Origin of the sequence: Oceanobacillus sp. FSL W7-1304 (assembly GCF_037969805.1) — a bacterium.
Classification (GTDB): domain Bacteria; phylum Bacillota; class Bacilli; order Bacillales; family Amphibacillaceae; genus Oceanobacillus; species Oceanobacillus profundus.
In genome coordinates this window covers 1824435-1837924 of record NZ_CP150211.1, presented here as the reverse complement: position 1 = coordinate 1837924, position 13490 = coordinate 1824435, and the positions used below count along the sequence as shown (strand labels likewise).

The window sequence follows — 13490 nt, the reverse complement described above, 5'->3', positions numbered from 1 at the left end:
TACCTTATTCAATGGAGACACCTTACAGCAGATAGGAGCGGAATCAATGGAAAACAACGAAATGATACTTGTACTTGACTTTGGAAGTCAATACAATCAGCTGATTACACGTCGAATCAGAGAGTTCGGGGTGTATAGTGAACTACATTCACATAAGCTGACAGCAGAAGAAATTAAAGCAATTAATCCAAAGGGAATCATTTTATCTGGTGGACCACACAGTGTTTATGATGAAAACAGCTTCCGTTGTGATGAAGCAATATTCGACTTAGACATCCCAGTATTAGGAATTTGCTATGGCATGCAGCTTATGGCGCTGCATTATAAAGGAAAAGTGGAGAAATCCAAAAACCGTGAGTATGGAAAAGCACTTATCGATCTTAACCATGATCCAATTCTTTTCAAAGATACACCAACAAAGCAAACGGTGTGGATGAGTCATGGAGACAAGGTAACAGAGGTTCCTCCTACATTCCAAATTGATGCAACAAGCCCATCAACGCCAATTGCAGCAATGAGTGATCCCGAAAACAGATTATACGGCGTACAGTTCCATCCAGAGGTTCGTCATTCAGAGTATGGAAACGATTTGTTAAATCAATTTGTATTTGATGTGTGCAAATCTAAGGGTGATTGGACAATCGAAAACTTTATTGACATGGAAGTGGAGGCAATCCAGAAAAAGGTTGGCGACCGCAATGTGCTATGTGCATTAAGTGGCGGGGTTGATTCATCTGTAGTTGCAGCGTTAATTCATAAAGCAATTGGAGATCAACTGACTTGTATTTTCGTTGATCACGGTCTACTAAGGAAAAATGAGGCAGACGATGTGATGAAGGTCTTTGCTGACGATTTCCATATGAACATCATAAAAGTAGATGCAAAAGATCGCTTCCTATCTAAATTAGCTGGTGTCGATGATCCAGAGAAAAAACGTAAAATCATCGGAAATGAATTCATCTATGTATTCGACGATGAAGCGGCAAAATTAAAGGATATGGACTTCCTTGCACAAGGTACTCTATATACGGACGTGATTGAAAGTGGTACCGAAACAGCACAAACCATTAAGTCACACCATAATGTTGGCGGACTGCCTGAGGACATGCAATTTGAATTAATTGAACCACTAAACACATTATTCAAAGATGAAGTACGTGAATTAGGTACACAGCTTGGTATTCCTGATCATATCGTATGGCGTCAACCATTTCCAGGTCCAGGACTGGCAATCCGTGTATTAGGTGAAGTAACGGAAGAAAAGCTGGAAATCGTGCGTGAGTCCGATGCGATTTTACGTGAAGAAATAGCAAACGCAGGATTAGACCGCGATATTTGGCAGTATTTCACCGTACTACCGAATATTAAGAGTGTTGGAGTGATGGGCGATGCCCGGACATATGATCATACAATCGGTATTCGTGCCGTTACATCCATTGATGGAATGACATCTGACTGGGCACGTATCCCATGGGATGTTTTAGAAAAAATTTCAACTCGTATTGTGAATGATGTGCAGCATATTAACCGTGTTGTGTATGATGTAACGAGCAAGCCGCCCGCTACGATTGAGTGGGAGTAAAAGTACAACTTAACTTGAAGAGAGAACGCCTATATATCGGCATTTATCTTAATCTAATATGGAGAAAATAAGTTAAAAATGATATAGTTCCCTGCCAATATCCCTGCCAAAAATAATTTGGTAGGGATATTTTTTGATACAATAAAGATAATTCCGTAAAAATTTTTAAAATAGTTAATATATGATAATGTTTAATTGTAAAATTTTGTACTTAAACTAACGTCGCAGGTTAGTTTAAGTAGTACTTTAGAGAAAGGGGAAATAATATTGAAGGTGAAACTTAAAACACAGTATTATTATAGAGAAACTACAAACGGACCTGTAATACCACTAGAAAAACCTGGATTAGATATGGTAAAAGAGGGTTTTTTTACCAAATATTTCAATGAACAAATTTTAATTGATGGCTTGGAAGGGATGGATGATTTCTTGCTTAGCGGACTCCCAGGAGGCCCTCCTAGGAGTCCGAAGGAAATTTGGATACTCGAACCTAGTAAAGAAGAGATATTTCTCTTAGAACTTGATTTTTATAAATCGGACTCTAGTAAATCATATGAGGATTACAAAGAATTTTTTAGAGAATATACATATACTCCTAAATATGGTAAAGGAAAAAAACATAAGCGTATAACGTTAGATTTAAATAAAGTAAGAGAAAAGAACTTTGATGCAGTAAAAGTTGATTGGTACGCTCTCGATTATTATTTTATAAGAAAGTACAATCTGTCTTTTGATTATGGTGGATACTATAATCGCAATGATATTTTGTGGGTAAATTGGGTATTTAATGAGCCAATTAATAAGTTTATTGATCTACCAGTAAAGGAAAAAACAGAAAATAATAAAAGCTGGGAAAGCAAATATAGGGACGAATCATTAGATATATCAATAGAGACCGCCTATGAAGCTGATGATGTAGGATTTACTGAAGATGATGAAGGTTTCCCAGAGGGTAAGCTAATATTAAAACAACACTTAGTAAGGGAACGTAATAGTAAAATTATAAAATTAGCTAAAGAACGTTTTATTCAACAACATGGTAAACTATTTTGTGAAGTATGTGAATTCGACTTTAAAGCCCGTTATGGTAATATTGGCGAAGGATATATAGAAGGGCATCATACAAGACCTATCTCTGAAATGACTGAGAATGAAGAAACAAAGGTTGATGATATAGCTCTTGTTTGTGCTAACTGCCATCGCATGCTACACCGTAAAAGACCATGGCTAACAATTAATAAATTAAAAGAATTATTAAAGTAACTGGTGCATTACTTGAACAACGAAAAGCTATATCGATTATTGTATTAAATAGCAGTACAGGGTAACAAGGGATCCAAATCTTTTTGGTATCTCGCGCGCTTATAGTGATAAGATGGAATCAATTATTTAATAAAATGTTTTATTGATATAAAGGAGGATACGAATGTCTTTTACATATCACTTGCCATTCAGTAACGAAAAATTTTTAGATGGAATTATTTTTACACTTAAAAGAAAAAAAGAAATTGAAATTGCCCAGTTATTAAGAGGGGCTAGTTTATCAATAGAAACTGGTGGATATTCCTATTATGATGGCAGATGGGGTAGGTCAGATGCTATGGCGACTTCAATTTATTTATATGTTAACCCTGTAAGTATTGATGGACTTGATACTAAAGAAAATAAAGAACTAATAAGGTCTATTTCAGATACTCTGATTCCAGCAGAGGTCGGATTTGATGTTAAAAGAGTAATAATTGAGATTGATTTAACAAAAGACTTTGAAATGGAAGATGACCTTATTACAGATTTAGAAAAGCAGTCAGATAGAGTCTCCGGAAAAATTTTAACTACAATTCTTCCAAATGATATAAAAGAAAAAGGATATTATATGGCGGAAGTCTATACATACTTATATGCAGTAGAAAACTCTTTAAGGTTGTTTATTGAACAGGTCTGCAAGGAAGAACACGGGGAGAATTACTTTGATGAAATCAAGGTTCCAAAAGCTCTTCGGAGCACGATAACTAATAGGATTGAAAAAGCAAATGCAAATAAATGGTTAAGTATCAGGGGAGATTCTAAGCTCTTTTATTTGGACTTTAAAGATCTTGGATCATTGATAGATAACAATTGGGAAATTTTCAAAAAATACTTTCCAAACAGAGATTTCATAATTCCTAAAATCGATGAAATGGCTGAGTGTAGAAATTTAATTGCTCATAACAGCCTTGTTGAAGAAACAGAAAGAAGTGTTATAAAAACTTACTATAATGTAATCTTAAAACAAATAACAAGAGGATCAGAAGATTAAGCAAAAGAAACTGTTAAGGCCTCCTTTTAATGTATCAGGCATAGAAAACACGGCTGGAAGAGTAAACGAACACCAATAAAAGGATTGTTTTTTTCATATTTTCCATACTCCTTTGCATTGTTTTGTTTTAGCTTTCCATAAAATTTAAATATTATTTGGGAAAATTGTCTTGAAACTCAACAAGAAAATACACCACCAACCAAACGATGTTACAAAGTTAACAATCGAGATAAATATAGTAGGATATTAATTAAGAAATAATGCGGTACTTCCAATGTGGAGTATCGTTTTGCTTTTGGGATAATAATAACTAAATTATAGTTAATAAATTATTCTAAATATGTAATTTACAGTTACAATAAAAATGCTATAATTAATATAGGTTTTTAGAACTGAATATATTTACTTATTATAAGAGATGTCGCATAATTATATTAATCTTTCCAGTGTAAGGATATAAATGGAATTAGATTTTGAAAAAGTGTTAAAGTTGCATCAGAATTAAAGTTAAATGTAGGGAAGAAGGAAGTTAGTACATCAATTGCTGATAAAGGGTTAAGAGTTAATAGTAGTTCTCGCGGAGATTCCGTAGGTGCGAGTATACGAGGAACAGGGATATCTTATAACAAGAATCTAAGCAGTAGAAAAAACGACCTCAACGTACAATTCATGAACGATTACTTATAAAATAATAGGTAATTTTTTAATATAACAAACTTAATATGTTTCATTTTATTAGAATGCGGTGATGTTAATGTATTCATTAGAAGAGTTATTTCTTTCTTTTGTAATTGCTGTTGTCTTTATTTTTATTTTTAAATTACACAGGGAACTATTTAATGAAAGTTACTGGGCAACTAGTGACATTCTCTCTGATATTGATCAGGCACCCTCTTTGAAATCCGTTCTAGTTCGATTTTTTATTATACTTATCTTCGGTATTATTTTGAACTTTTTTGTGTTGCCTAAAATAATTATACTTGGTATGACTTTAGGAAGCTTCTTAATAGTTTGGCCGGTCTTTTTAAGTGATGAAAATATTATTGAGGAATTGTTAGAACAAAAACTGGTACTTCGTACTTTACTAGTATTACTAGTTGTGATTACATATGTAACAGCAAAGCTTTCTATTGTTCTTTTTAATCTACTGAATGAAGCTGTAAATATTTACTTACAAGATTTTCACTACGAGAGATTAGTAAATTTAATTGGTGATTCTTTAATTTGGGCTTTACTTATAGTTTTATTAAGGAATTTAATTACCTATATGAGCAAAAAACTAACTAGAAAAGTTACTTTTCCCCAGAATATTCTCTCACAAGAATATGACCAAGATTATGGTACAGATAGTTACCATATAGAAAGCGCTGCTACTGAGGAGCCTGAAATTGACGAAACAGTGGATACAAACGAGGCTAGATAAAAAAATAACTTATTTTAAGCATAAAGCTATATTAAATAAAAAATATATTGATAGAAGAATAGACATAATTGATAAGTACGCAAGTACTTATTACTTGGACAGGAATGAACTATATGGAATATTACTACTTGAATATCTAAATCGTGGTAGCTGGATAACAAGAAACACTGAAAGGGTTTTCGTTTCTTTATTTACCCGAAGTGCAATTAACCTTGACCTAAGTATTGGAATTGCTCAAATCAAAATCAGTACTGCAAAAAAATTTTACCCTAGTAGTGACTTTAAAACATTAGCAAAAAAATTATTAATTGATGAATTCAATATACATTTATGTGCACAAATTATGAATAAATATTATTTGTCTCCTCAAAAAAATAACAAGCTTTTAGGTTTAGTAAAACAGTATACAACTGGAAATAAGAATGCAAAGGAAAACCTTTCGATCTACATATATTACAAGCTATTGAAGTGGATAATTGAAGAACAGTATTTTAAAAGTTGATATGGAGAGTGAATAATTATGTGGTATGAATATGATGAAAAAAATAAAACTATTTATTTCATGGAAGATGAGAAAGAGGTAAAGGTAATAGAGAATAATTTTCCATCAAAACCAATTTTATCACCAAGCAATGATAAAATTGCTTATATTTCACCTGATGAATGGGAGACTATAAGTAAACTTTACTTATTTAATTTAAAAAATGGTAAAAAAAGATTGCTTATTGATCCAATTGATGGTGAGTCAATTCCAAAAGAAATATTATGGATTAATAATAGTACATTAGCTATCATTATGGGTTATGGGTATGGAACAGTTGCAGTAGGTGGAAATGTAATGCTATTTGATATAATTAAAAACAAGACAAAATATCTCACTAAATATACACCAGAAATTCAAGCGACTCAAATTTTGCTTGCTGAAAAAAATGTACTTCAAATCAAGGGTATTGAATATATTGATGAAAATTTTGTTTCAACACGGGAATTTTTAGATGTAATGAAGATTACTGAAATTTAATCCAACACTAGATCAAGGACGAATAGAACCACTTGCTGTAAATACGCCATTAGGTAGAATTGCTGAAGCAGAGGAGATACAATTAGTCTTATTTCTAGATTAAGATGATTCCAAATATAGCTCAGGAACAGTCTTTCTTATTAACGAAAGTTGGCTTTCCCATTAATATAATTCCGAATAAAGTTAAAGTACCTGTCGCTTCTTGATTTAAAGGGTGTGTTAAATTAAATTGTTCCCTCTGCTTCTTTTGTTTTAATTATGATTCTGCTACAGTTAAGATCATAAATAAATGGAAATTGATTCATACTTTTTTGATTTTAAAATTCTGTTATAGACAAACATTCGTAGCCTAAAAGCTACATCTAATGCATTATCTGCCTCAGTAAATGAAGCATTATACCCCGAATGTATTATTTTGTTTCTTAGACTATAACAATCTTTATACCATCTTCCTACATCTTTTCTAATGTTTGTTATATCCCAAGATCCACCTATTCTTTTAGAAAAATCTCTCTTTACCATAGTAATAAAGTTAGTGCTTTCTTGAAATTCATTGATTTCCTCTGAATTTAAACCTTCAATTTTTAAACATTCCTTTATAATGGTTCTCAAAAAAGTTTCAATACTAGTTTGAGCATTAAGTACAGCTTCCTTATAAAATCCTTGCTTGAAGTTTCTCTTTGCAGTTAGCATTAACTCTTGAGAGAGTATAAACGGATTAATGTTATCTTTTACAACAATAGCGTAATCTGCTACTTCACTTTGTGTGGTAAAGTCCAGAAGATCCTTCATATGTACTATATTATGGTTAAGCATAAATAAACCATTTTCATTATTGTTAAATTTGTTATTTTCTATATTCACCTTTCTATAAACACATATAGGCTCAAGCATTTCTTTTGATACTTTATATATATCAACATCTTTCTTCTTGATTAAATATGCAGTAATAAAATCATTTAGTCCATCTAATAATACATTAAAAATATCAGATAAAACTTTTTCAGATAAATAGTAATAGTTTTTACTTGTAAAAAATGACATCTCAACTTTTGTTAAATGATATTCAATAACATGTGAAGAAACCAAACTACCACCTGTATATTCTTTTTCATTTATATGATTTGTTAGAGTATATGATAAAATGGAATCGTTTTCAGGAAACGAAATTATAGAATTGTCTTGAAAAGGAATTTGAAAAGGTAGCAGTATAGAAAATTGTATAAGATTTCTTATTTTTACCTTGTATCTATCTTTAAAGACAGGAAGGTATTGAAGTTGATATGATTCCTCATCTATTAGAAACGGATTTATTTCCATATATTAATCCCCCAAAAAAGTTAATTTCTTTTTATTTGTTTTAGCCTAAACTTGCTTCTAAAATGTCCAGTTTACGGAAGACTGCTCTTATTAAAATCAAACAAATTTGTATAACGAGTATAACATTTTTGATTCCAAAAACTATGATTTTTATCTTTGATTACACCAGAAGTATAAGTGTTAAACAGTCTGTCATTCATGGTTGTGACCGTCAAGTAAAATGGAACAGTTAATGCTAAAATAACTGACACACTTTACTGGAAATTATCTTCCCTCTTTTGTGGTGAATTGTAGCCTCTAATAACAAGACATCTGTTAATCATTGTTCTGATTTTATACGGTGAAGGAGAATAACAAAGAGCCAAAATATACATTCTTATGAATAAAATAATGTATATTTTAGCTCCTCTTAGATATCAGAGTTGTTGAACTAACGCACCTATTAGTTTAAGTACATTTGTTCACAAGTTTAAAGTTTTTAGAACCTGCCTGTTATTTTTTGAGTATAAGTTTAAATGCAGTTACAAATAATACCCCTATAACAAATGAGGGGGTTAATAAAATGGAAGAAGCACCTACAAGTAATAATGGAATGAACACAAGCAATAATGGAATGAGTACATCTAATAAGATAAACCTTTCAGGTCTTGGTGTTGGAGCAATTGTACTAACCACTGTTTATACGGCGGTTTTGGCTTCACAGTTAATGGCTACCAAGCATAAAGTCGATTACCTTTATTACAAAGAATTAACACAAAATAAATAGCTAATTATAGACGGTGCGTTTTCACCGTCTTTTATTTATATAAAACAGAATTTGAACTAACCTGCCCCGTTAGTGCAACAAGCACAACTTCGTTAATGTGCATAATTATTAGTATATATACATTTTTTTCTTGAGCATCGATTATGCAAAAACAAACAGCGGTTGCATGACCGTTAAGACCATCATACACACTCTTCCATAAAAAAGGGAAGTCCTTAACTGGAAAAAAGTGTTGCATTTTATCAAGCAAAAACTGTGTCATATCTTTCAAGCGGTCACAATGGTACACTTTTTTACATTAAGTAGTAAAAACTATGTCAAAGATGGTACATTTCTTGGCTGTAATTAAAAAATTTACTTTGAAAAATAGACTAAATAATAAAAAGTCCCCACTCGAAGGGCTTTAGTTAAACTATGGTAGAAAAGAGTTAGACTTAATTAATTGATTTCTAAAATGAATTAATTTTTTTTCTGCAATTTCCTGTCTTACTTGAAATTTGTTTGTGATAAAAGGTATTCCATCGGTAATGGTAGCGATTTTATATTTTTGTAGCATAAAGGTAGGCACACAAAAGTGAAGTGCAAAATTATTCGCTTTCCATTCCTGATATTCTAGGAAAAGGCTATTTATATATAGTATTTGATTTCCGTATTGTAATAATAAATGACAAAGTTCATGTCCGAAATCTTCCCATTGTTGTTCGGGGGATAATCTGGAATCAATTATAATTTCTTTTTTATAAATTCGACTTGTTACATTCCAAAAATGTACTTTAATTTCAAGGTACTCAGCAATTGCCAAAATATCTAATTGATGTGGGTAATAAATACCTAGATTAACATACAGATGCTTTACTGCATCTTCAAGTAATGTTGAATGATATTTCATGGCTTGTCCTCCGCGATAGAATATATGTTCTGTTTTAGTTTAAAAATAAAGGCCCTAATATTAGAGCTCTATTTCTTTTTATCTCGATCTTGAATAAATTCCCAAAAACGAATTAATTCTTCTACTTTTTCTTCGGGTGCATCTTGTAAGTCCTTGAAAAATACCTGAGTTTTAGGATTTAAAAACTCTTTCCACATTTCGTCAGGTGAATCACTGTACTCGTTGCCTGTAATTAAATAGTCAATGGAAACTTTAAATAATAAGGATAATTTTTTTAATGAATCAAAGTCAGGTTGAGCAGTTGCTTTTTCATATTTTGCATAGCCTTGCCGAGTAATACTTAAATAATCTGCCACCTCTTGTTGAGACATTTTTTTATTTTCTCTTAGTTTTTTTAATCTCTTAGAAAACATTACTTATCCTCTTTTCGTTATTCTATATATTAATTATATAGCAACAAAAAGTTGCTATCCATAAAAGTAACAAAAAGTTGCTTAAAAGGGTTGACAGAAACTAAAAGTTGCGTATAATTGTAATTGTAAAGCAACTAAAGGTTGCTACAAGGAGGTGAATAAATGAATAATCAAGAACTACAAAGGTTGTTAACTAAAAAAAGGACATTGTTAGGTTATACACATCAAGAAGTTGCTGATTCTTTAGGGTTAGGAATCACTAGGCAGTATTATGGTATGATTGAAAAAGGAGAACGTAGACCTTCAGTAAATGTAGCAAAAAGAATTGGTGAACTTCTTGGTATTAAATGGACTATTTTTTTTGATTAATTTGCAACCTGTAGTTGCGTGGAAATTCTTAATATTTATTGAACAAAGTGTGATTGCTCTTTGAAAAGTATATATAGAAAGAAAGCGCATCTGACAAGTTTATCAAATACGCCATCATAAAAACTAGACACTTTTATTATAGGGTATTTTGATAAAAATGTCATGTGTAAGTATTAAGTGTAGACAGCTAGACACTTTTGAAAATGCTGTAGCAGGCTAGAAGAAGCGTGCTAATGGTTATAATGATAACCTACTAGGTTGCCGTGATCTTTAATAGTTAGCGACTGATAAGCGCCGTTATGGGTGCATACCCTAGCGAATATTCGATAATAGTATTTATAAAAGAATTATAAATATATAAATAAAAAAATAATAATATTAAACTATTAAAGGAGAGACTATATAATGGAATTTAGAACTGGAATTATACCTGATGAATTAACTTTTGGTGATTTATTTTTTATGGGACTAAAACGTGAAAGAATGTTTTTTGATCGTGATAAGAATCAACGTACTGATATATTAGAAGCTCGTATTTATAATCTTTCTTCTGCAACTCAAAAAGAACAGATTGAGGTTACGTTACCGGAAAATATAGATTTGAAAGAAATTGAATTTAATAAGCAAGTCAAATTAAAAAATCCTGTTATCAGAGCGAGAGCTCAAGCAAATGGAAACTTTGCTAATGTCGTCTGGACAGTAGAAGCAGAAGATATTATAGAAATGGGTGCCAATTCAAAGAAAGATGAATTGAAGAAAGAGCCTGTAGGTGCAGGTGCGGATAAAAAATAGATTGATAGCGTGCTAGTTGAATAATTAGCACGCTATTATATTGAGGATAACTAATAACAAACGTTTATTCTGGAACAGAGCTTTAGGGAGTAGGTGATAAAATCGAATTTATAAAAAAGCGTCTTTGGAAATACAGGGGAATTAGGATAACACCTAGTATGCAACATGGTGTATTGAGGGCTGGTCTATCCATTTTTATCTCAGTTTTCCTTGTGACTCTTTTCCTTTATTGGAAAGACGGTCTATTTAAAGTGAAACAATGGTTTCGATGGGATGTATTGAAGTCTATTGACATGTGGAACTGGGGTTATATAGGAAAAGGGGTTTTAATAGCTTTAATTGTTGGGACTGTTGCTGTTGCGATAGTCTATTTTTTGTTTTATGAGCAATTTAAACGTATTTGGCATAGGCAAAAGATAGCGAGAATGTTTATTTCTAATAGATTTATAGAAAAGGAGAGTTATAAAACGGAATCAACATGGGGATTATCTGATAAGGTTGTTACAAAAACAAAGATAACCTATTATCCACGTGCTTATTATCTGGTAAAAAAGGGTTATATTTATATACGAATTGCATTAGATATGAGTCGATTTCAGAGAAAATTCCTAGAACTTGGTGAGGAATTGGAAAATGGGTTGTTTTGTGACTTGGTGGAAAGAGAGATAGAAGAAAACTTTATATGTTTTAAATTTCTCTATGATGTGCGTAAGAATCGAATAACTATAAAAGATGTTGTAGTAAAAAATGGTTCTATAAAATTAATGAAACATATCAATTGGAAGTTTGATAATTTACCACACATGCTTATTTCTGGTGGAACTGGTGGAGGGAAAACTTATTTCATATTAACAATGATAGATGCATTGTTTAAGTCTGGTGCAGAGTTAAAAATTTTAGATCCTAAAAATGCAGACTTAGCAGACTTGGAGACAGTAATGCCTGAAAAAACCGTATTTAGCAAAAAGGATGGAATCATGATGACATTAAGGAAATCGGTTGAAGGCATGTTAAAACGTTCAGAGGATATGAAACAAATGCCTAATTATAAAACAGGAGAAAACTATGCTTACGTAGGGTTATCTCCTGTTTTTATTGTATTTGATGAATATGTGGCATTTATGGAAATGTTAGATCAAAAGGAAAAAATGCAGGCGTTAGAGTATATGAAACAGTTGGTTATGCTTGGTCGGCAAGCTGGATATTTTATAATTTTAGCTTCGCAGCGACCAGACGCGAAATATCTTGCGGATGGCATCAGAGACCAGTTTAATTTTAGAGTAGCTTTAGGAAAAAATAGTGAAACGGGATATGGGATGATGTTTGGTGATACGGATAAAACTTTTGTGCATAAGTCAATTAAAGGGCGTGGATATACTGATACAGGAACCTCTGTAATATCGGAGTTTTATACACCCTTAGTACCGAAAGGTTATGATTTTATAAAGCAAATAGGGCATATAGCGCAGGGGCGAGTGAGCGGGGCGACGGCAGTCGCCAACGGCAGTGATTAGCGAGCGTCACAAGTGGAATGCCCGGAGGAGTGAGCGAAGCGAATGACGACTAAAAACCCCCCCTACTCTAACAGGGGGGTAGAGATAATAAAAAACGATGAAAACCCTTTAACAGCAATGATTGACTATTTAAGGGTTTCATTCAAAACGCATGATGTTGATCTAATATTAGAAGAAGTTGTGCATTTAAAGAAAGACTATATGGAACATAAAGAAAGTGGCTTTTATGGATATATTGGGACTTACCAATTAGATAATATAAAAGTTTTCTATTCTCATAGTTTAGATGAAAGAGGAATCCTTGTAGAAATGTCGGGAAAGGGTTGCCGTCAATTTGAATCCTTTTTGAAGGCTAGGAAGAAAACGTGGTTTGATTTCTTCCGTGATTGCTTGGAGAACAAGGGGAGTTTTCCAAGATTGGATATTGCGATTGATGATAAAAAAACCTACTTTGAAATACCTATGATTTTGGAAAAAATAAAGCATGGCGAAGCTATATCGCAATTTAGAAAAAGTGATTATAACGGTTCTTTGAATATTGAAGATGGCGATTATAGAGGTACAACGATATATTTTGGTTCAAAACAGTCAGAGGTTTATTTATGTTTTTATCAAAAAAATTATGAGCAAGCTAATAAGTTTAATGTACCAGTTGAGGAATTCGGAGATTGGAACAGATATGAATTAAGATTAAAAAATGATAGAGCACACAATGCTATTTTAGGGATATTAGAATATGAGAATTTGTTGCATGTGGCTAAAGGTATTATAAAAAACTATTTGAGATTTGTTGAAAGGGGAAATAGTGAAAGTCGTCAATCTTGGGTAACTTCATCTTTTTGGGAAGAATTCCTTTCTGATGTAGAAAAATTAAGGTTATTCACAAAGCCAGATGACAAGTTCTATGAGAAATCAAAAAATTGGTTTATGAAATACGGTGTTAGAACGATGAAGATGGTAAAGATAGTTGAGGACACTTTGGGTACAACTGATTTACAAGATGTCGAAGAAGAAACAGAACTAAATCCAAAACAAGAACATATGATGAAAGTTTATATGGCAAAGGTTATGGATATGGTTGTTTGATTTTCCCCCTTTTGAGGTA

The 13490-nt window shown here is 32.1% G+C and carries 14 protein-coding genes; 11 read left to right on the top strand and 3 right to left on the bottom strand.

Annotated features, from left to right (window positions below; all coding sequences use genetic code 11):
- Nucleotides 1-46: 46 nt before the first annotated feature.
- The 6 genes from guaA to NYE61_RS09260 all read left to right on the top strand — a co-directional run bounded on the left by guaA (nt 47) and on the right by NYE61_RS09260 (nt 6322).
- Nucleotides 47-1582 carry a glutamine-hydrolyzing GMP synthase gene (guaA, locus tag NYE61_RS09285; protein ID WP_303447837.1) on the top strand — a complete coding sequence of 512 codons (1536 nt, stop codon included), beginning with the start codon at nt 47-49 and terminating at the stop codon, nt 1580-1582.
- A gap of 273 nt (nt 1583-1855) precedes the next feature.
- Complete coding sequence (locus NYE61_RS09280; RefSeq protein WP_303447836.1) at nt 1856-2845, top strand: HNH endonuclease; 990 nt, start codon at nt 1856-1858, stop codon at nt 2843-2845.
- 163 nt (nt 2846-3008) lie between these two features.
- Nucleotides 3009-3878, top strand: a complete 870-nt coding sequence (locus NYE61_RS09275) for a Swt1 family HEPN domain-containing protein (RefSeq protein ID WP_303447835.1) — start codon at nt 3009-3011, stop codon at nt 3876-3878.
- Nucleotides 3879-4632: 754 nt separating this feature from the next.
- Entirely contained in the window at nt 4633-5301 is a 669-nt protein-coding gene (locus NYE61_RS09270) for a hypothetical protein (RefSeq protein WP_303447834.1), read from the top strand.
- Entirely contained in the window at nt 5267-5803 is a 537-nt protein-coding gene (locus NYE61_RS09265; RefSeq protein ID WP_303447833.1) for a hypothetical protein, read from the top strand. Before NYE61_RS09270 ends, NYE61_RS09265 begins: the two co-directional genes overlap by 35 nt.
- A gap of 60 nt (nt 5804-5863) precedes the next feature.
- On the top strand, nt 5864-6322 hold the full coding sequence (locus tag NYE61_RS09260) for a DUF4652 domain-containing protein (protein WP_339317352.1): 459 nt from the start codon (nt 5864-5866) through the stop codon (nt 6320-6322).
- 279 nt (nt 6323-6601) lie between these two features.
- Here the strand turns inward: NYE61_RS09260 and NYE61_RS09255 are convergent, their stop codons facing one another.
- Nucleotides 6602-7642 (bottom strand): hypothetical protein, encoded by a 1041-nt coding sequence (locus NYE61_RS09255; RefSeq protein WP_303447831.1) that lies wholly within the window; start codon nt 7640-7642, stop codon nt 6602-6604.
- Nucleotides 7643-8204: 562 nt separating this feature from the next.
- Here NYE61_RS09255 and NYE61_RS09250 point away from each other — a divergent pair.
- A complete protein-coding gene (locus NYE61_RS09250; RefSeq protein ID WP_078989028.1) occupies nt 8205-8408 on the top strand; it encodes a hypothetical protein in 204 nt (67 codons plus the stop codon).
- A gap of 412 nt (nt 8409-8820) precedes the next feature.
- On the opposite strand, the gene NYE61_RS09245 is transcribed toward NYE61_RS09250, so the two are convergent.
- Complete coding sequence (locus NYE61_RS09245) at nt 8821-9297, bottom strand: ImmA/IrrE family metallo-endopeptidase (protein WP_303447829.1); 477 nt, start codon at nt 9295-9297, stop codon at nt 8821-8823.
- Between the two features lie 68 nt (nt 9298-9365).
- The gene (locus tag NYE61_RS09240; RefSeq protein ID WP_303447828.1) at nt 9366-9710 is read right to left on the bottom strand and encodes a helix-turn-helix transcriptional regulator; all 345 of its coding nucleotides are present in this window, start codon (nt 9708-9710) and stop codon (nt 9366-9368) included.
- 162 nt (nt 9711-9872) lie between these two features.
- Here NYE61_RS09240 and NYE61_RS09235 point away from each other — a divergent pair, with 162 nt between their 5' ends.
- The 4 genes from NYE61_RS09235 (at nt 9873) to NYE61_RS09220 (ending at nt 13471) form a co-directional block, all read left to right on the top strand.
- Entirely contained in the window at nt 9873-10079 is a 207-nt protein-coding gene (locus NYE61_RS09235) for a helix-turn-helix transcriptional regulator (protein WP_303447827.1), read from the top strand.
- Between the two features lie 405 nt (nt 10080-10484).
- Entirely contained in the window at nt 10485-10871 is a 387-nt protein-coding gene (locus NYE61_RS09230; RefSeq protein WP_303447826.1) for a DUF961 family protein, read from the top strand.
- A 158-nt stretch (nt 10872-11029) separates the two neighbouring features.
- Nucleotides 11030-12385 (top strand): FtsK/SpoIIIE domain-containing protein, encoded by a 1356-nt coding sequence (locus tag NYE61_RS09225; RefSeq protein WP_303447825.1) that lies wholly within the window; start codon nt 11030-11032, stop codon nt 12383-12385.
- 42 nt (nt 12386-12427) lie between these two features.
- On the top strand, nt 12428-13471 hold the full coding sequence (locus NYE61_RS09220) for a replication initiation factor domain-containing protein (protein ID WP_303447824.1): 1044 nt from the start codon (nt 12428-12430) through the stop codon (nt 13469-13471).
- Nucleotides 13472-13490 lie beyond the last annotated feature (19 nt).